Consider the following 19,681-nt stretch of genomic DNA (forward strand, 5'->3'; position numbering starts at 1 on the left):
CGTGAATTCTTGGCGGCTCAAAGTGATGACAAGATTACGATTTTACGTAGCCTATTTGGCACGGAAATTTTTGATGCGTTTACTGAAGCGTTGAAGAATCAACGTAAGGATACAAACAAGCAAATTGAAAGTTTGACGAATGAACTACGGGCAGCACTGAAGCAAGTCAGCTGGGATGTGCCAAACATCACTGAAATTGCGCCAACACCAACTGAACAGGTGGCCTACTTAGCTACTCAAGTTGCTACTGCACAAACAGCGGTTGCACAACAAACGACAGTTCATGAGCAAACGGTTGCTACTTTGACGACCGCGCAAGCTGCGTTACAAGCCGGTGAAAAGTTGGCTCAAGCAATTGAACGTCAACAGGCTTTGCAGGCACAGGCAACGCAATTAGCGACGCTAGCTGATGAAATCGCAGCTAAGCGTGCTGACTTGGCACTCTTGGATTGGGGGAATGGCCAACGAGATTTGGTTGCGAAGGTAGATGATGCCAAGCGAACAGTGCAACGATTGACTGAGGAGTCGACCCAGACCGCAAGCAAGTTAGTTGAGGCTGAAAAAGCGGTAGAAACGGCGCGTCAAGAACAAGCGACGTTAACAGCTGGTGAACCGGCGGTAGTCGCGCAACGCGAACGCTTGACGCTGGTGACAGAAACGTTACTACCAAATGCGAAGCGTCAAGCCGACTTACAAAAGACGATTAATACGTCCGAGAAACGCTTGACGGAATTGTATGATATGCAGGCTGGAACAGCTAAACATGTTGCAGAAGTTGAACAAAAGATGACGGATGCGAACGAGCGCTTGACATCACTAGCTGATGTCGCAACGCAACAAACCGCGTTGGCGGGATTTACTGGTCGTATCGCGTCGCTATCACAGGCCCAAACGCGTTTGAACCAACAGCAAGTTACCTTGGCAAACACGCAAGAAACATATGAAACCGCACAACACAAGTTAGCCACTGCGCAAACAACATTAGCGGAAGTGATTGCAATGCGTGAATCCAAGGCAGCGCTTCGTCGTAATGTGATGATTCAGCAATTGCATAATGAACTGAAGGTTGGCGAACCTTGTGCTGTTTGTGGTCAGATTTACACTGGTGAAAATGAAGATCCACATGCCGTCCAAACGACGTACGAAGATTTAAAGGTCGCCATAGCCGAAGTGGAAGAGGCCGAAACAGCTGAGCAACGTGCCATCGCGGATGAAGCGGGTGTGAAGGCATCGGTTAATGAGCTGGAAGACGCAGTTGCGAAGGAGACGACATCCTTTGGCCAAGCAAAGGCCGACCTAGCAGAAGAATATGAGACGCTTTATGCCGATTGGCGCCAAGTATTTCCAAATGATTTATTGCCGGATACGTATGATTCAGGTGTTGTGACTGCACGTTATGATGCCATGAAGGCTATGATCGAACAGAATGCGACGCTACAAGCTAAGACAACGCGCGAAATTACTGATTTGACATCAGAACTAGGCAAGTTGAAAGAGCAAGTTGCATCAACGTCGGCACAATTGCAAGAGCAAGAACGTCAATTAACAATTGACCGAGATGCATTGGCAAAATTGAACGCGTTAGGTGAGTTGAGAGATGTTGCAACTTATGAAGATGAGCGCCAAACGTTGGCCGCAGAAATTGCCGCTTTTGAGAAGCAACAACAAGTTGTGCAAGAAGCGGTTCGTAGCGCCCAACAGACGGTCCAGACGTTGCAAGGGCGTCAGGCGGAGCTAACGGCGGAATTGGAGGCTGCTAATGAGCAATTTGCGACGATGTCAGGGCGTTTGGGTGCTGAGATTAAAGCTGGCCCTGTAGCGGATGAGACAGCCTTTAAGGACTTGTTGGCGCGTTTGGATGCCGAAAAGTCGTTGATGACGACTTTGAGTGCAGAAATCGCGACGTATGACACGCAAGTTGCTGAAAATAAGCAACAATTGGAGGCGGTTACGACTGAAATTGGTGACCAAGCCGCACCTGACCTTACAGCGCTTCAAGCGCAGCAAGATGCTGCTAGCGAAGCGGAAACAATCGCGCGTGACCGCAAGGCTAAATTACAATTTGAGCTAGATAAATTGCGTAAGGAACACGAAACGGTCGTTGATTTGGAAGCACAAATTACGGCGATTACAGCTAAGTCAGCCGATTTGATTAAGTTGACGCAAGCGGTAGATGGCGTCAATGCCAAGAATCTTCGTCTTGAGCCGTATGTCCTGCGTAGTTTCCTTTATGAAGTGTTGGCGTACGCGAATGAACACTATATTGGTAATCTGTCAGCCGGGCGTTACCAATTTGTCCTATCCAACCGTCAAGCTGGTCGAGCAAACCAAAATGGTTTGGACATCGATATTTATGATCAAGACGCGGGTAAGGTACGTTCAACGAGCACGCTGTCTGGTGGTGAATCATTTATCGCAGCGCTGTCTATCGCACTTTCGATGGCCGAGGTTGTGCAACACCGTGCCGGTGGGGCGAAGATTGATGCGTTGTTCATTGATGAAGGATTTGGATCACTTGATGGGACCACACTGTCACAAGCGATGGAAGCACTGGCGTCAGTCGAACAAAGTGGCCGTTTGATTGGTGTTATCTCACACGTTGAGTCAATGAAACAGCAAATTCCACAGCAAATGGTGGTCACAAAACAAGGTAGCGGACGTAGCAAATTAACTTATCGTATGGTATAAAGTAGACTGAAAATGTAGGGGGCTTTTAGACCGCCGACGTGGCCAAGGCGGCTTTAACCGGTGCGTCTTTGGTCTTGCGCCTGACTAAAGTTGGGGGTTTTAGACCATCAGCTGCTGTGATAAGAGAATGTAACCGATTTCATGAAACTTTTAGATTGAAACGACTTTTTTTCTGGTTAATAATGGTTTTCGCACAGAGAAAAAGTAAGGTAAAAAAGTTTCATGAAGGAGGTGCGCTATGCTTTTTCTAGTTCAAAATCAGGACAGCCAAATCGTATTCCACTTCCAGGGTGAAAACGGCCACCAGGTTGAAAGAATTAACGCAACCGACTTATACACTATGGTGCCTCGTCGTCGCGCTGAACTATTAGTGACGCTAATGGCTGGTGATAATATGACGGATGTGATGCTGCTGAAGCAAGAAGCGGGTCTGGCGCAAGTGGACACGCAGATTTTAACAATTCACCAATTGCATGATTTAACGTTGGTTGAGTACAAAAAAGCTGATGCCCGCCAAGCCAATCGTGAAAACACATTGATGATGACAATGACATTGGTAATTGTGGCACCAATTTTGTATATGTTATTAGATTTGGTGGTACTACGTCGGTTTGGATTATCTGTTTTAGACGCTGAGATTGGGGCTTTTGGTATTTTGGCTGTTGTGTATGTGGCCTGGTTTATCATGACCTATACAAAGCTTGGTGAGCGCATTGAAGAATGGGTGATGATTCACTTAGCCCAAATTCGACGAACGGGTGAACAATAGCGTATAATACAGTTATTAACTGAAAAGAGGCATTTCACCCATGAAGAAGTCAGAAAAGCTAGCTAAGAAGCAAGCCACTCGTTTGACGAAGGAAACAGAATTGCAATTGAAGCGTGGATTGATTCACATTGAATTGGTTGATACGCCAGATGAAATTGCATCATTCTTGTCAGAAGATAAGTAATTAAAAAGCGCTGGCAAACGATTGTTAAAGTCGTTTGCCAGCGCTTTTATTAGTTGTACCAACCGTACGGAACTTCAGCGATTAGTTGATCGATAGCGAGTTGGTGTTGTACGTTATACATTTTTGGGTGACTAGCGAGTGGCACAAACTCCAATGCCAAAGTTTCATCCCCATCAGCTTGCAGTTCACCATCAACATGCGTGACTTCAAACAAAAACATTGGGATTTGCGCTTTGTCACCGCTCGGAAAGACGTGGTGGAAGTTTGTATCTACACCAACCAAAGCAGTAATTTCAACATCGATACCAGCTTCTTCTTTGAATTCGCGTTGCAAAGAAGTCATTGCTGACTCGCCCAGATTTTGCATTCCCCCAACCAGGCTCCAGCCAATCTCACCGTCGCCACGCTTCTCAAGGAGTACATTTGTTCTCGTTTCGTCGAATAAAATACCGGCCACACCAGGCATAATAATTTCATCGTGCCCGATTTTGGCGCGTAGGTCTTTGAAATAATTCTCCATTACCATTGTGAATACCCCGAATCGTTGTTTTCTCAATTGTATCCGTTCAGTCGCGGAATTTCAAAAAGCACTTTTGCCTGTGATACAATAGGCGTATTAAGACTACTAACCTTTACACAGGAGATTTTGGCATGACTTTTGATGAATTTAACATTGAATTGGGAACGGTGCTCTACCTTGATAGTGTTTCCGAGCGTGAGGAAGCTGAAATCGCTAAAGGGAAGTTGCCAGAAACTGACGTACATGCTGACTATCAAGCGCAGCGTGAAATGATTATGCGATCATTCTTGGCGTTTGCTGATTTGCCAGCTGAAGAGGGGGCGGTTGCCAAAGCTTTGGCGAACTTGCACACTGATCTATCAGATGGCGAACGCACAACGTTGTTAACCATTCGCAACCTACACAATCGTGAGGCGGTTGGCAACTTTACCGAAGATGATGCAGAAGAGCTTGAAGATGCGGTTGAAGCAGCTGAAGCTTACTTGATGAACCGCATGGCCGACGTGCTAGCTGACTAATAGAACGAGGACAACATGATGAAAGCACTGATTGTGCCCCAACCGATTGCAAATGACGTAATGCTTGGCCAACAAGCACTAATTGCCTTTCCGTATGCACCTGATGAAGGTGTAACAGAATTTTTGATGTTATCTGGTAAAGAGCCACTACCAGAAGAATATTCACTTGGTTTGGCAATGGGTTACCAACTTGGCATCGTCACGATTAATCGCGTGTCAAAGTCACGTGATGTCCCTGGTTTTTACGAATGGGAAGTCGCACCTAAGATGCTAGTGGCGCCCAAGGCAATGGACATTGCGCCAGATACGTTTGTTGATGTTGCGCCAACTGATTATGAAGAACTTGAATTGGAAACGATTGGCTTGTTCGCTTGGATTGCTGAGCCGCACGCTGACTTTAGCGAGGCGCTACAAGCCCATGCGGATGCTTTGATTGCGATTGGGTCAAAGCAAATGCCAGCCAAGTACCGCGAAATATTGGCACGTACTGGCTCATGGCAAGAAGTGGATGCGGCGTGGGAAGATGATCAATTCGAACATCGCAATCACCATATGTTGGAACATGGTATTCCAGAAATTAATTTTGGGCACACACACGCACATGATGACGTGCCAACATTTAAGTTGAAGTCAAAACACGATTCTGAATAGTAACGAAACGGGCCTCCCACGTGGAGGTCCGTTTTTTCGTCTAGTAACTCGGGTCTATATAAGCTAAAATTAAGGTTATCACAAACGAATTACAGGAGATTTTATGCTAACCTCATTTTTGGTTTTAGAAATTACCGCCCTGATCTCATTGATTTGGGCTTTGAAGTTTAAGATTACAAAATTAACATGGATTACGATGTTGATTGTGACAATCTTAAACGCGGGTTACGTGTACTGGTTGATGCCAGTACCAACGTTGTCACAATTGGTGATGCCAGTTGCGGTTAAATCGGCAATTGTCGTTGTGTGGGCGTTGATTACCGGCGCATCAGCACAAGTTGTACAACGCGTGACAAAGCGCGGCACACACATCAGCCTTGAAGGGTTGACGATTTGGCCATTCATTATTCCGATCATCGCATTCTTGATTTCATTGGGAGCTGGTGTTTCACAAGCGTTGACGGTGCGTCCAATGTACAACTCTGTGCAAGCGACGGTTAAGAAGGAAGCACCCTTGACTAAGGATGATCAACCAATCGCCTTGTCAGCCCAAGCCTCACAAAATATGATGAAGAAGGCTTTCTCTCAAGTGCCTGATTCTTCTATGTACCGTTTGGGGGATTTGTCAGCCCAATATATCAACGGTAAGCCATACTACGTGGCACCAGTTGAATTTAATGGCTTCATGTCATGGTTAATGAACCGGACGTTGCCAGGATACTTTATTATTTCGGCCACGGATATTAATGACACGGCCCACTTTGTGAAGGAAAAGCTGGATTACTCAGAGACTAGCTGGTTCTCACACAATATCGCACGTAAGATTTACATGCGTAATCCAAAGTACGCCCAAGTGGGTGAACCGATTTTGGAAATCGACAACAATAACCAAGCCTACTGGGTACAGACGTTGCTCAATGTGCGTTGGGCTGGTCAATTGATGTACGACGATATCCACGTGTCATTGACGAATGCGGACACGGGTAAGACGACAGTCTACAGCACAAAGGATTTGCCAGCATGGGTTGATGCCGGTGTGTCACCAGAAGCAGCAACGCGTATGAACCGTGCTTACGGTAATCCATATGCCTTCAACTTCCGTCACAAGAATCAAATCAAGCCAACTGAAAATGGTTCAGAAAGTGGCGTGACGCCAGTCTTTAACAACGACCGTTCAATTTCATACTTTGATGATTTCACAACGGTGACGTCAAATGCGGACTCCGACAAGGGATACTCATTGATCGACACACGTACAGGTAAGCTATCATTCTACACGGGTAAGAACGTCGGTATCATGGATTCTGATGGGGCGATTAAGGTTGCTAAGCAATTGCATCCCCAAAACAAGTGGCACGGTTCAAACCCAGTTATCATGAACATTGACGGTACGCCAACTTGGGTGGTATCAATGATGGACCAAAATGAGCGTTTCCGTGAGTACGCCTACATTAAGGGAGCTGACCAAAACGTCATTGGTGAAGGAGCAAATGCTTCTGACGCCTTGGCTGCCTACCGTAACGCCTTGGCTGGTAGTGTGCAAACAGCGAGCGCTAACGATGCCTCAATTAAGACGCAAACGATTACAGGTAAGGTTGCCCGTGTTAACGCCAACGCCACATTGGATGATAAGCAAGTCGTGATTTTCAAGCTTGAAAATGATGAGACGATGTACACGCTTGATCCTTCTAAGATGCAAAACGCCTTGTTGATGCAAGCAGGTGATGATGTCACGTTGAAGGTGAAGACGGTTAAGGGTGCATCAGTTGCTAATGTTATCAATTTAACAAACAACTCTTTGAAGTAGTTCATCAATCTCAGGTATAATGTAAGTAACGAGATTGAAAAAAGAGGTAGACATGATGGGCAAGGGAACAATCAAGTCAAATGATTTTGCACGCGGGGCAGCGTCAAAGGGTGCTGTTACCCGTGATCAAAAGTTGTCTGCACGTGAGGCTTTGTTGGCAAAAGCACGTGCTAAGGCCAAGGCTGCATCTGAAAATAAGTAGCATCGAGCGCTAGGTACCTTTTTGTTGGCATTCCTAGCGCTTTTTATGTATGATATATTATTGACTTTATCAAAGAAGGAAGAGTGGTACATATGGCAACATTTGCAGAACGAATGCTTGATGAATTGTCTGGTGGACAATTGGAAGATGCGAAGAAGTCATTCGCCTCATCACTACGTTATGATGATGATGACACGATTTATTCATTAGCAGAAGAATTGTATGGTTTGGGGTTCTCAACGCAAGCCAAGCGTGCATATCAAAAGTTGTTGGACAAGTATCCTGACGAAGATCAATTGCGCACGGCCTTGGCTGACATTGCGATTGATGAAGATAAGACGGATGAAGCGATTACTTATCTAGCCGAAATTTCACCTGATTCAACGGCTTACATTGAATCATTGTTGGTGTTGGCTGACTTGTACCAATCTGAAGGACTAAACGAAGCCGCTGAAGCCAAGTTGCGTGAGGCCTTTGACCTAGCACCTGAAGAAACGATTATTCAATTTGCTTTGGCTGAGTTCTACTTTGCCACGGGTCGTTATGAGACGGCCATTCCGTTCTACCGTGACTTGTTGAAGGCCGGTGAGCGTCGCTTCTCAGGTTTGGATATCGCATCACGTATTGGTGTTGCTTACGCTTTGACGGGTAATTTTGCGAATGCATTGGGTTACTTGGAGCAAATCAAGGATGCCGATTTGACGCCAGACGTGCGCTTCCAATTGGGAATGACGTACGCAGTTGATCCTGAAAAGGTCGACAAGGCCATCGATACGTTGGAAGAGTTGCAAGAACTCGATCCATCATACGCTGGTTTGTACGAGCCTTTGGGACAATTGTACGAAGACAAGAACGATTTGGAACAAGCTTTGATTACGTACCAAGCCGGTATTGCTGTTGACTCATTTAACACGCAATTGTACACGCGTGCTGCTGCCGTTGCACAAGCACAAGGTGAAGACGAAGAAGCTGACCGTATCTACCGTGAGGCCTTGGAGAACAACCCAGAAGATTTGACGTTGACGATTGGTTACTCAAACTTGTTGGTTGCCATGGGAGACCACGTTGGAAACATCAACTTGTTGAACGAGTTCTTGGCTGATGATGATGCCGAAGCTGATCCACAATTGTACTGGAACTTGGCGCAAAGCTACACGGCTTTGGAAGACTTCGAGATGGCAACGAAGTACTGGAACGCCGCTTTGCCATTCTTCTTGGACAACATTAACTTCTTGAAGCCTGCTTACTTCTACTTCCGTGAAGAGGGTGAAACGGCCTTGGCTGAAGAAGCTTTGTTCAATTACACGCAATTAGCACCTAACGACCTTGAGATGGCTGAACTATACGACCAACTCAAGGAGGAAAAGGGTCTCTAAAATTTAAATTGATGAAGCGCATGTGCTAGTTACATGCGCTTTTTCTTTGCGCATTTTTCACAGGTTCGAACAGTTTGTGAAGTTGAGGGTTATCGTGTTAATTCAGCCATTGAGACGTGATACAAAAGAAGTATAGAGAAAAGCATTTTGTATTAGATGGAAGGATACATACTATGTCACATGATTTGCTACGTCGACACGACGCATTTGGAGATTTGTTGGATAAGATGAACGCATCATTGATGCAAGCGCCAGCATTTGGAGCTGATGTAAAGTCAGACGTTGTTGAAAAGGATGATCACTATGAAGTGGTCGCCGACATTCCAGGGGTAGACAAGGATGACATCAAGGTTGATTATGAAGATGGCACGTTGCAAATTTCAGCAACGCGTCACGAAATCAAGGACCACTCTGACAAGGATGGGAACATTCTGCAATCAGAACGCAGCTTTGGTTCAGTCGGCCGTTCTTACTACCTACCAAACGTAGACCGCGAAAAGGTTTCTGCTAAGTACAAGAACGGGGTGTTACACATCACGTTGCCTAAGGCTGAAGTCGCTAAGAAGTCAGCGATTAAGATTGAAGATTAAAACCATATCGAAAACGTCGGTTTGTTTAGCAGACCGGCTTTTTTTGTGCTAAAATTAGAATATTATCATATTAGGAAACGAGGACACTGCCATGGATGCATTGCAATTATCACGACGATTGGCGACTGTAGCGTCATATGTTCGCGATGGTGCGCGTTTAGCAGATATTGGTTCTGACCACGCTTATTTGCCAGCAAACTTGTTGTTGAACAAGCACATTTCATTCGCGATTGCGGGTGAGGTGGCACAAGGGCCACTGGACAATGTCCAAACTGAAATTAACCGTCACCGCCTTGGGGATGTTTTGGTGCCCCGCTTGGCGAATGGCTTGGCTGCTGTCACGCCAGAAGATTTGATTGATACGGTCACGATTGCCGGTATGGGTGGTCGCTTGATTGCACAAATCTTGGCGGACGGTCACACAGACGGGCAACGTTACCAACGTTTGATTTTGCAACCGAACATCGATATTGATGTGGTTCGTACTTGGTTGATGGACAATGATTATCAACTTGAAGACGAAACGGTTGTTGAAGATGACGGCCATTTCTATGAGGTTTTGATTGCAGTCCCTGGTCATGCCGACTACTCTGAAACAGAGTTGAAGTTCGGACCATTCAACTTGGAAAAGCGTCCTGAAGCTTGGCAAACCAAGTGGCAACGTGAATATGACCGTGTGAAGACAATCATGGCTAAGTTGGAATCAGCTAACAAGCAAGATTCAGATGCATACCGTGAGTATCAACAACAAGTAACTGAAATTAGTGAGGCGTTGGGGTTATGAAAGCAACTGAGTTAATCGCCAAGATTGAAGCCTATGCACCACGTGACCTAGCCTGGGAACGTGATCCAATCGGGCTTCAACTTGGTGATCCAAATCAAGAGATTCATACAGTGATGACAGCACTCGATGTGCGTCCAGAGGTTGTGGCAGAAGCGATTGCGAATAATGTTGATTTCATTTTTGCACACCACCCAATGATTTTCCGCCCAGCGAAGAATTTGGATTTGTCGGTGCCACAAAACAGGATGTATGCGGATTTGATTAAGCATGACATTGTCGTTTATGCGGCGCACACAAATTTGGATGCAGCATCAGGTGGTATGAATGATTGGTTGGCAGAAGCACTTCAGCTGACTGATGTGACACCATTGATTCCGAATGCTGATGGCAAGACAGGCCTTGGTCGTATCGGGTCACTAGCGACGCCACAAACAGTGACAGATTACGCGACATTCGTGCGCGATTTGTTCAATGTGGCGCACGTGCGCGTGATTGCGAACGACATGAACCGTTCCATCCAACGCATTGCGGTGCTTGGTGGGGATGGCGGTAGTGAATACCCAGATGCCTTGGCAGCTGGTGCTGACGCTTATGTGACAGCTGATTTTTACTACCACACGGCGCATGATGTCTTGGCTGATGATTTTGTGGTGATTGATCCGGATCACCACATGGAGGCCATTGCTAAGGATAAGCTAGTTGAATTAGTAAATGCTTGGCAAACCGAAAACAATTGGGACCTAGACCGTGTCTTCGCCTCAACTGAAAACACGGATCCATATACGTATATTTAATTAAAGGGGAATTACTATTATGTCTGAAGAACTATATCCAAACTTGGTTGACCGTTTTATCCGTTACGTGAAGGTCAACACGCGTTCAAACGAAGAGTCAACAACGGTGCCATCAGATCCTAAGGAAGTTGCTTTCTTGGCTGATTTGGCTGAAGAATTGAAGGGTCTTGGCCTAGAAAACGTGCGTACGATGGCTGACGGTTATGTCTTTGCCGAATTGGCTTCAAACATTGACGCTGATGTGCCTGCAGTTGGTTTCATTTCACACGTTGATACGGCTGACTTTAACGCTGAAGGTGTTAACCCACAATTCGTTGAAAACTACGATGGTGAGTCTGACATCAAGTTGAACGACGACTACACGTTGTCACCAGCTGATTTCCCTTCATTGAAGAAGTACAAGGGACACACGTTGATTACGACTGACGGAACGACTTTGCTTGGTGCCGACGACAAGTCTGGTGTTGCTGAAATTATTTCAGCTGCTGAATACTTGATTGCCCACCCTGAAGTAAAGCACGGTAAGGTTGTCTTTGGATTCGGACCTGACGAAGAAATCGGTATTGGTGCCGATAACTTCCACGTTAAGGAATTCGGTGCTGACTTCGCTTACACAGTCGATGGTGGTCCATTGGGTGAGTTGGAGTGGGAGACGTTCTCAGCTGCAGCCGCTAACATTAAGATTCAAGGACGTAATGTGCACCCTGGTTCTGCCAAGGACACGATGGTTAACGCCTTGCAAGTTGCAATGGACTTGCACGCTGCTTTGCCAGCTGGTGATCGTCCAGAGTTGACGGAAGGTCGTCAAGGATTCTTCCACATCTTGAAGTTGAACGGTACACCTGAAGAAGCCGAAATGTCATATATCATCCGTGACCACGACCGCATCATCTTCGAAGAGCGTAAGCAAGCCTTGCGTGACATCGTTGAAAAGATGAACGGTGAATTGGGCGTTGAGCGTATCAAGTTGGATATGTACGACCAATACTACAACATGGGTGAAGTGTTGAAGGATGACATGACGTCAGTTGACTTGGCTGAGGCTGCTATGAAGGCTTTGGACATCGAGCCAGTTATCGAACCAGTTCGTGGTGGTACTGACGGTTCAAAGATTACGTTCTTGGGATTGCCAACACCAAACTTGTTTGCCGGTGGTGAGAACATGCACGGTCGTTTCGAATATGTTTCAACGAAGGTGATGCACCAAGCGGTTGATACGATCTTGAAGATTGTTGAATTGAACGCAGCAAAGTAATTTTAAATAATTTCAAAAGGCTAACTAGTTAATCTAGTTAGCCTTTTTGTTACAAAAAGTATGGTAATGGTAACGCTTACATGTTACACTAATCCTATTAACTGGATTTATTTCCAGCGTATTAGGGAGCATGAATTATGGCTAAGACATTAGCAATTAACGCCGGATCTTCATCATTGAAGTTCCAACTATTGGAAATGCCGGCTGAAACAGTGATTGCCAAGGGACAAATCGAGCGTATTGGTTTGCCTGAAAGTGTATTCACGATGAAGTTTAACGGGGAAAAGACTGAAATCGTCCGTGACATCGCTGACCACAAGGAAGCAATTGAAGAAATGCTTGAGCAATTCCGTGCACAAAACGTGGCTGACAAGAGTGAAATTACAGGTGTTGGGCACCGTGTTGTGGCTGGTGGTGAATGGTTCAACAAGTCAGTTATCGTGGATGAAGAAGTGTTGCACAAGATTCACCGTTTGGCGGACTACGCACCATTGCACAATCCAGCCAATGCAACGGGAATTGAAGTATTCCAAGAGTTGTTGCCAGATGCTATTTCAGTAGCAGTCTTCGACACGGCTTTCCATCAAACGTTGCCACGTGAGAATTACTTGTACCCATTGCCATACGAGTACTACACGAAGTATGGTGCACGTAAGTATGGTGCTCACGGAACGTCACACCGCTACGTTGCGGAACGTACGGCGGATATTTTGGGTAAGCCGCTTGAAGAGTTGAAGATTATTACGCTTCACTTGGGTGCCGGTGCCTCAATCACGGCCATCAAGGATGGTAAGTCATTTGATACATCAATGGGCTTCACGCCGTTGGCTGGTTTGATGATGGCAACGCGTGCTGGTGATGTTGATCCATCATTGATTTACTACATCCAAGAACGCGAAGGCTTGTCAAACGGCGAAATGTTGAAGATTTTGAACAACAAGTCTGGTTTGCTTGGAGTTTCAACGTTGTCATCTGACATGCGTGACTTGGAAGAAGTTGCTGATACCAACGAGCACGCTAAGTTGGCATTGGATATGTTCTTGAACCGCGTCATCCGTTACTTGGCTCAATACACATTCGAAATGGGTGGCGTTGATGCCATCGTATTCACAGCTGGTATCGGTGAGAACGCCGCAAACGTTCGTGAAGATATCATTGATCGTTTGGACTTCTTGGGTATTAAGTTGGACAAGGAAGCGAACAATGTCCGTGGTGTTGAACGTGTCATTTCAACTGATGATTCAACAGCTAAGGTATTGTTGGTACCAACGAATGAAGAGCTTGAAATCGCCCGCGATGTTGAACGTTTAAAGGCGCAAGCAGGTAAGTAATCGTTAAGGTTCGCCTGTTAGACTATTGTCATTGAAACCGAAAAGGGGGAGTCTAAGATGTTTACATTGATTATCATCGCAGTCATTGGCCTCTGGTTCTACGGCAAGCACCGCATCAAGCGTGCGGTGGCCCACGTTGAGCAACAAATGCCATTTTCTGATCAAAGCATGAACGGTTCACGCCGTGATGCCTTTGAAGGACAATTCGAAGAAATTAAAACTACGAAAATTAAGTAAGCAAATACGCCATAACGTACTCGTTATGGCGTATTATTTTTGCTATAATGGTTAGAAAGTTCTGATGTAGATGAAAAATAGATTAATCTGCGCGTATGGGACGTTTTAAGCGGTCGTCAGAGAACGGCCAAAACGATATAAGGGGACACTTCATGAAGAAATTGTTGATTGCTAACCGTGGGGAAATTGCCGTTCGTTTAATTCGAGCTGGTAAAGAATTAGGGATTAAGACGGTAGCTATTTTTGCCAAGGAAGATGAGTTTGCCGTTCACCGTTTCAAGGCGGATGAATCTTATCTAGTCGGTGAAGGTAAGGCACCGATTGCCGCTTATTTGGATATTGACGATATTATTCGAATTGCTAAGGAAACTGGCGCCGATGCCATTCACCCGGGGTATGGGTTCTTGTCTGAAAACGACGAATTCGCGACGGCTGTTGAAGCGGCTGGCATTAAGTTTGTCGGGCCACGCGTTGAACACTTGAAGATGTTTGGTGACAAGATTACGGCTAAGCAAGCTGCAATTAAGGCTGGTGTGCCAACGGTGCCAGGAACTGATCACCCAGTTGAATCAATTGAAGAGGCGTTGGCTTTCGGTGCTGAGCACGGCTATCCCTTGTTTGTTAAGTCAGCAGCTGGTGGTGGTGGTCGCGGTATGCGTGTGGTTGAACACGATGATGAACTGCGCGAAGCCTTTGAACGTGCTGCTTCTGAAGCCCAACAAAGCTTTGGTAAGGCTGAAATTTATCTAGAAAAGTATCTACAAGATCCTAAGCACGTTGAAATTCAAATTTTGGCGGATGAACAAGGCGAAGTCATGCACTTGTTTGAGCGTGACTCATCAATTCAGCGTCGTCACCAAAAGATTATTGAGTTTGCACCAGCGGTTTCTGTATCCATTGATATGCGTCGTCGTATCCAAGATGCCGCGGTCAAGTTGATGCAAAGTGTCGATTATCAAAGTGCTGGAACCGTTGAGTTTTTGGTTGATGGAGACGATTTCTACTTCATCGAAGTTAACCCACGTGTGCAAGTAGAGCACACGGTGACCGAAGAGATTACTGGCGTGGACATTGTGAAGTCACAATTGTTGATTGCCCAAGGTTACGGCTTGCACGAAGCGCCATTAAACATTCCGGCCCAAGATAAGTTGTTGGCGGTTGGCGTGGCAATTCAATCACGTATTACGACGGAAGACCCAGCCAATAACTTCATGCCTGATACCGGTAAGATTGATTGGTACCGTTCACCAGGTGGAACTGGCATTCGTCTAGATGCTGGTAATGTGTACGCTGGTGCCACTGTGACACCATTCTTTGACTCATTGTTGGTTAAGGTTGTGGCACACGGAACTGACTTCACTGAAGCAGTTGATAAGATGCAACGCGCCTTGAACGAGTTTGCCATTCGTGGAGTTAAGACGAATATTCCATTCTTGAAGAATGTTTACGCGCACCCAACGTTCCGTGCAGCTGATGCGCCAACCACGTTTGTGGACAAGCACCCAGAATTGTTTGAAATTGCGCCAGAAAAGGAACCCGATCGCAAGTTGTTGCGCTATGTCAGTGAGACAACGGTTAACGGTTTCCCAGGCATTGATCACGATTACCAGAAGCTCTATGAGCCATTGCATTATCAAGCAAATGCTGATTTGGTGTTGCCGTCTGATTTGGTAACGGCCAAGGACATCTTGGACGCCCAAGGACCAGATGCGGTGGCACAATGGGTGAAGAACCAAGATAAGGTTTTGTTGACGGACACGACGATGCGTGACGCGCACCAATCATTGTTCGCCACACGCATGCGTACGAAGGATATGTTGGCAATTGCGGATGAAACGCAATTGGTGATGCCGAACCTCTTCTCAAACGAGATGTGGGGTGGTGCCACATTTGATACGGCCTACCGTTTCTTGGGTGAAGATCCATGGGAGCGTCTCCGTGCATTGCGTGAGAAGATGCCACGTACATTGATGCAGATGCTGTTCCGTGGTTCAAACGCCGTTGGTTATCAAAATTACCCAGATAACGTGCTTGAAGAGTTTATTCGCTTAGCAGCAACGAACGGGATGGATGTGTTCCGTATCTTCGATAGTTTGAATTGGTTGCCACAAATGGAAAAGTCAATCCAATATGTGCGCGACAACAACAAGATTGCCGAAGTTGCGATGGCTTACACGGGTGATATTTTGGACCCAACGCGTAAGAAGTACACGCGTGATTATTACGTAAACTTCGCTAAGGAGTTGCAGAGTGCCGGTGCGCACATGATTGCGATTAAGGACATGGCGGGCTTGTTGAAGCCTGAAGCTGCTTATGAGTTGGTTAGCGCGCTGAAGGATGCGGTTGATGTGCCAATTCATCTTCACACGCACGATACAACTGGTAATGGTGTTTACACATATGCACGTGCGGTTGATGCAGGGGTGGATGTTATCGACGTCGCGATGTCAGCTTTGTCAGGTACAACATCACAACCATCGATGGGTGCAACGTACTATGCCTTGAGTGGCAACACGCGTCAACCAGAATTGAACATGCCAGCTGTTGAGCACATTAACAGCTACTGGGCCCAAGTTCGACCATACTACGGTCAGTTTATGAGCAAGATGGTTGGTGCCCAAACGGACATCTTCGAAGTCGAAATGCCGGGTGGTCAATACTCTAACTTGCAACAACAAGCGCAAGCATTGCGTTTGGGTGACCGTTGGGATGACGTGAAGACGATGTACGCTACTGTTAACCAAATGTTTGGTGACATCATCAAGGTGACACCGTCATCAAAGGTTGTTGGGGACATGGCGCTGTTCATGGTTCAAAATGATTTGACGCCAGAAAAGGTGTTGGCGGAAGGTCAAACGCTGGACTTCCCACAATCAGTTGTTGATTTCTTTGCAGGTGATCTTGGCCAACCGGTTGGTGGTTTCCCAGAAGATTTGCAACAAGTCGTGTTGAAGGGTCGCAAGCCATTGACGGTACGTCCTGGTTCATTGACGCCAGCGGCCGACTTTGAGGCGATGACGGCTGAAATCGAAGCGATTTTGAAGCGTAAGGCAACACCAGAAGAGATTATTTCGTACATCTTGTACCCACAAGTGTTTAAGGACTATGTGGCCAACCAAGAAAAGTTTGGTCCAATGACGTTCTTAGATACACCAACATTCTTCCAAGGGATGCGTGTTGGTGAGCGTGTGGATATCGAAATGGGACCTGGAAAGGTTGTTATCTTCCAACTCCAAGAAATTGGTGAAGTTGATCCAGAGGGTATGCGTACGTTGTACTTTGATGTGAACGGTACGCCAATTGAGATTGATGTGCTAGATGAATCTGTCCAAGTGACAACAGTTGCTCGTCGTAAGGCAGAGCCAACGAATCCAAATGAGATTGGCGCAACAATGGCTGGTAATGTGTTGTCAGTTCACGTTGAGAATGGTCAAGCGGTGAAGCAAGGTGACGTCATGATTGTGACAGAAGCCATGAAGATGGAGACAACTGTGCAAGCGCCATTCGATGGAACGGTTAAGTTTGTCCACGTTGCTGCTGGTGAAGCAGTGGCGGGTGGTGACTTGTTGATCGAAGTTGAACCAGGATAAGGAGAGTTCACATAAAAATCATATTCTTTGGCTAGAATGTACCTAAAGTAAGCGATGTAACATACTTTGGGGAACAGAGGGAAGAACATGTTTTTTAAGAGACGCGAACGCCTATTTCGGAACTGGTGGAACAGTGGTTTGCAGCCTGATGATGTTGAAAACGAGCTTAAAACGACGTACAACATCCATGAAAAATTGCTGATTGTAGCGAATATCGTGCTGTTTTTTCTAACAGCCGGACTATTCTACGGGGAATTGTGGCCCTACAGTGGCATCTCATTAGTTGCGCTAGTGGTTGCGATTGTATTACTCGCTATCAGGCTACTGATGCGAGCGGTCTTGTTTAACGATATCGTGCGTTACCGTGATTGGTATCATGTGCAGACACAGATTGAAAAGTTAATGAAATAACATAAAACGCAGTCAACTACTAGTTGTTGACTGCGTTTTTGCGTAAAATAGAATTACTGAAAAATGATGAGGTGAAGACATGCGACAATGGTGGCAAAGTAAATTAATTTTAGGCGTTGGCATGGTAGGCATGTTGCTATACGTCTTGCAGAGCGTGATTGCGACGATTATTTGGCCAGCGTATCGGATGGTCGCCTATCCATTGGCGATTCTCACGGCGCCTGATTCACAATATGCGACGGCATTTAAGGGATTGCAACTGATTGCTGGCTTATTGATTGCAATCAGTCTAGCAGCGCTATGGCGTTATTCACGCTATAAGGACTACACGGACTTGGTAAAAACGGTGCAACAGTTGATTCTGGTTTGGTTGGCTGGCGTCTTGTTAAACTTTATTTGGCCATTGAACAGTATCGTGGAGGCAGTTCTGCGACCGGCTGTATCAGCTCGTAATATCGTGTTTGGATTGTTAATCATCTTGCTTGGTTGGACAATCTGGCGCGTGGGGAGTGCGGCCCAAACACACGACATGACGACGTTGGCCAACGGCTTAAAGCTCTTTGCAATTTTGTACGTCCTATTTAATTTTTTGGAATTTGCAGTGACGTTAATTGGCTGGCAATTATCAGGATTCTTTGATGTGCTAGCGATTGACGTCTTAGCGGTTGCCATGGGATACATCAGTTGGTACTTCATGCGTTTAGCTGAATAACCCTTTTTTCTACCATCCGTTTAACACAGTGCTACACTATAAGTGTTGAAAGAGATATGAAATGAATAAATTCAGACTAACTCTGAAGGAGGATGGAAAGATGTATTTGACAATTACTGACGCTGCAATGGAAAAGATTAACCCAATTTTGAAGGCTGAGCCAGGTCGTCGTTTGATTATGATGTATGAAGACGGGGTTTCACCTTATTCACACCACGGTGAAGTTGCCATGCAAGTTTCATTCGTGTTCGCTGTTATTCGCGGTGATCAACCTTTGGAGCCATGGTTTGACGAGACAATCGATTCAAACATCGGCCCATTGCCAATCAAGGGTTACTCAAAGGACTACATGGTGCCAAACATGGTTTTGGACGTTAAGAAGTTCGGTGGGGTTGTGTTGCGTGGTGACGCTGGTGTTATCGATGATACGCCAGAAATTCGTGACGAAACTAAGGCAACTGATTAATAAAGAATTTTAATTAAGCATCTCGCTTTTGCGGGGTGCTTTTTTGTACCCTGTGTTGAAAGTTTGATTTGGGTTCGTGGCTTACAATGTGTATACTTGAAGTACTAGGACACATTGAAAGACGGGGATGTTTATTTGGCAAAAAAGAAAATTGTGATTGCAGGGGGCACTGGCTTTGTTGGTCAAGGGATTATCAGTGCATTATCACCAGAAAAATATGACATTCATGTACTGACGCGCCGACACGTAACAACCGATACCGAGTCAGTAACGTACCACCAAGTTGATTATCACGTAACTGATCAGGTACTATCAGTGATTGGGGATGCGGATTGGGTGATTGATGTGATTGGCATTCTGCTGCCGAATCCGATTAAGCATCAAACGTATGCCAATAGCAGCGTTTTACCGGCGGAATTTTTAATTGACGCTGTACGCGCCTGCCCAGAGGTTAAGTTCATGTTCGTGTCGGCCAATTACGCACCTTTCTTCATGGCACCATACATGCGTGCGAAGCAAGAAGTGGAGAATTACATGGCTTTGCGTTTGCCACAGCGAGCAACGACGCTGTATCCAGGTATTATTTATGATAGGAAACGCCAGATGAGTTATTACGTTGGTCGTATCTTGTCCAAGCTTCCCGCTAAGCGACTTCGACCAATTACGTTGGCTGCCTTGGCGAAGGAAGTGACGCGCATTCTAGATGGGCAAAATAGTGTTTTGGAAAAGCGACGCTAATTATTTCGAACTTATAAATCTATAGTCTGGTATAAGGTTGGTCTGTTTCAATATAATG

20 protein-coding genes are annotated in these 19,681 nt (G+C 45.8%); 19 read left to right on the forward strand and 1 reads right to left on the reverse strand.

The features are described 5' to 3' along the window. Positions 1 to 9 precede the first annotated feature (9 nt). From OIT45_RS10455 to OIT45_RS10465, 3 genes are all read left to right on the forward strand, one after another. Positions 10 to 2,688 (forward strand): SbcC/MukB-like Walker B domain-containing protein, encoded by a 2,679-nt coding sequence (locus tag OIT45_RS10455; protein ID WP_264340063.1) that lies wholly within the window; start codon positions 10 to 12, stop codon positions 2,686 to 2,688. Positions 2,689 to 2,926: 238 nt separating this feature from the next. Beyond that, on the forward strand, positions 2,927 to 3,457 hold the full coding sequence (locus tag OIT45_RS10460; RefSeq protein ID WP_135797928.1) for a hypothetical protein: 531 nt from the start codon (positions 2,927 to 2,929) through the stop codon (positions 3,455 to 3,457). 40 nt (positions 3,458 to 3,497) lie between these two features. Beyond that, entirely contained in the window at positions 3,498 to 3,641 is a 144-nt protein-coding gene (locus tag OIT45_RS10465; protein ID WP_003607649.1) for a hypothetical protein, read from the forward strand. 49 nt (positions 3,642 to 3,690) lie between these two features. Here the strand turns inward: OIT45_RS10465 and OIT45_RS10470 are convergent, their stop codons facing one another. Beyond that, the gene (locus OIT45_RS10470) at positions 3,691 to 4,167 is read right to left on the reverse strand and encodes an NUDIX domain-containing protein (RefSeq protein WP_199404183.1); all 477 of its coding nucleotides are present in this window, start codon (positions 4,165 to 4,167) and stop codon (positions 3,691 to 3,693) included. Between the two features lie 125 nt (positions 4,168 to 4,292). Between OIT45_RS10470 and OIT45_RS10475 the strand changes: the two genes are divergently transcribed. From OIT45_RS10475 to OIT45_RS10550, 16 genes are all read left to right on the forward strand, one after another. Next, positions 4,293 to 4,679, forward strand: a complete 387-nt coding sequence (locus OIT45_RS10475; protein ID WP_199404184.1) for a hypothetical protein — start codon at positions 4,293 to 4,295, stop codon at positions 4,677 to 4,679. A 15-nt stretch (positions 4,680 to 4,694) separates the two neighbouring features. After that, a complete protein-coding gene (locus tag OIT45_RS10480; protein WP_242458263.1) occupies positions 4,695 to 5,330 on the forward strand; it encodes a hypothetical protein in 636 nt (211 codons plus the stop codon). Positions 5,331 to 5,433: 103 nt separating this feature from the next. Beyond that, positions 5,434 to 7,137, forward strand: coding sequence for a hypothetical protein (locus tag OIT45_RS10485; RefSeq protein WP_264340064.1), 1,704 nt, complete (start codon positions 5,434 to 5,436; stop codon positions 7,135 to 7,137). A 52-nt stretch (positions 7,138 to 7,189) separates the two neighbouring features. Continuing rightward, positions 7,190 to 7,339 (forward strand): hypothetical protein, encoded by a 150-nt coding sequence (locus OIT45_RS10490; RefSeq protein ID WP_156696876.1) that lies wholly within the window; start codon positions 7,190 to 7,192, stop codon positions 7,337 to 7,339. 92 nt (positions 7,340 to 7,431) lie between these two features. After that, entirely contained in the window at positions 7,432 to 8,715 is a 1,284-nt protein-coding gene (locus OIT45_RS10495; RefSeq protein ID WP_199404186.1) for a tetratricopeptide repeat protein, read from the forward strand. A gap of 173 nt (positions 8,716 to 8,888) precedes the next feature. After that, complete coding sequence (locus OIT45_RS10500; protein ID WP_003607632.1) at positions 8,889 to 9,305, forward strand: Hsp20/alpha crystallin family protein; 417 nt, start codon at positions 8,889 to 8,891, stop codon at positions 9,303 to 9,305. A gap of 91 nt (positions 9,306 to 9,396) precedes the next feature. Next, on the forward strand, positions 9,397 to 10,089 hold the full coding sequence (locus tag OIT45_RS10505) for a tRNA (adenine(22)-N(1))-methyltransferase (protein ID WP_112464169.1): 693 nt from the start codon (positions 9,397 to 9,399) through the stop codon (positions 10,087 to 10,089). Continuing rightward, a complete protein-coding gene (locus OIT45_RS10510) occupies positions 10,086 to 10,883 on the forward strand; it encodes a Nif3-like dinuclear metal center hexameric protein (RefSeq protein WP_199404187.1) in 798 nt (265 codons plus the stop codon). Before OIT45_RS10505 ends, OIT45_RS10510 begins: the two co-directional genes overlap by 4 nt. A gap of 19 nt (positions 10,884 to 10,902) precedes the next feature. After that, positions 10,903 to 12,138 carry a peptidase T gene (gene pepT, locus OIT45_RS10515; protein ID WP_056973270.1) on the forward strand — a complete coding sequence of 412 codons (1,236 nt, stop codon included), beginning with the start codon at positions 10,903 to 10,905 and terminating at the stop codon, positions 12,136 to 12,138. Positions 12,139 to 12,275: 137 nt separating this feature from the next. Continuing rightward, on the forward strand, positions 12,276 to 13,469 hold the full coding sequence (locus OIT45_RS10520) for an acetate/propionate family kinase (RefSeq protein WP_199404188.1): 1,194 nt from the start codon (positions 12,276 to 12,278) through the stop codon (positions 13,467 to 13,469). A gap of 57 nt (positions 13,470 to 13,526) precedes the next feature. Beyond that, a complete protein-coding gene (locus tag OIT45_RS10525) occupies positions 13,527 to 13,706 on the forward strand; it encodes a hypothetical protein (RefSeq protein ID WP_003607627.1) in 180 nt (59 codons plus the stop codon). Between the two features lie 152 nt (positions 13,707 to 13,858). Beyond that, positions 13,859 to 17,296, forward strand: a complete 3,438-nt coding sequence (locus OIT45_RS10530; protein WP_199404189.1) for a pyruvate carboxylase — start codon at positions 13,859 to 13,861, stop codon at positions 17,294 to 17,296. Positions 17,297 to 17,383: 87 nt separating this feature from the next. After that, on the forward strand, positions 17,384 to 17,707 hold the full coding sequence (locus tag OIT45_RS10535) for a hypothetical protein (RefSeq protein WP_003607624.1): 324 nt from the start codon (positions 17,384 to 17,386) through the stop codon (positions 17,705 to 17,707). Positions 17,708 to 17,786: 79 nt separating this feature from the next. Next, positions 17,787 to 18,419, forward strand: coding sequence for a hypothetical protein (locus OIT45_RS10540; RefSeq protein WP_135390938.1), 633 nt, complete (start codon positions 17,787 to 17,789; stop codon positions 18,417 to 18,419). Between the two features lie 100 nt (positions 18,420 to 18,519). Next, positions 18,520 to 18,885 (forward strand): iron-sulfur cluster biosynthesis family protein, encoded by a 366-nt coding sequence (locus tag OIT45_RS10545; protein ID WP_003607622.1) that lies wholly within the window; start codon positions 18,520 to 18,522, stop codon positions 18,883 to 18,885. Positions 18,886 to 19,020: 135 nt separating this feature from the next. Then, positions 19,021 to 19,623: an NAD-dependent epimerase/dehydratase family protein gene (locus OIT45_RS10550; protein ID WP_199404190.1), complete on the forward strand. Its 603-nt coding sequence runs from the start codon at positions 19,021 to 19,023 to the stop codon at positions 19,621 to 19,623. The last annotated feature ends 58 nt before the right edge of the window (positions 19,624 to 19,681 follow it).

It is taken from the genome of Weissella sp. LMG 11983 (assembly GCF_025908495.1).
Lineage (GTDB): Bacteria > Bacillota > Bacilli > Lactobacillales > Lactobacillaceae > Weissella > Weissella fermenti.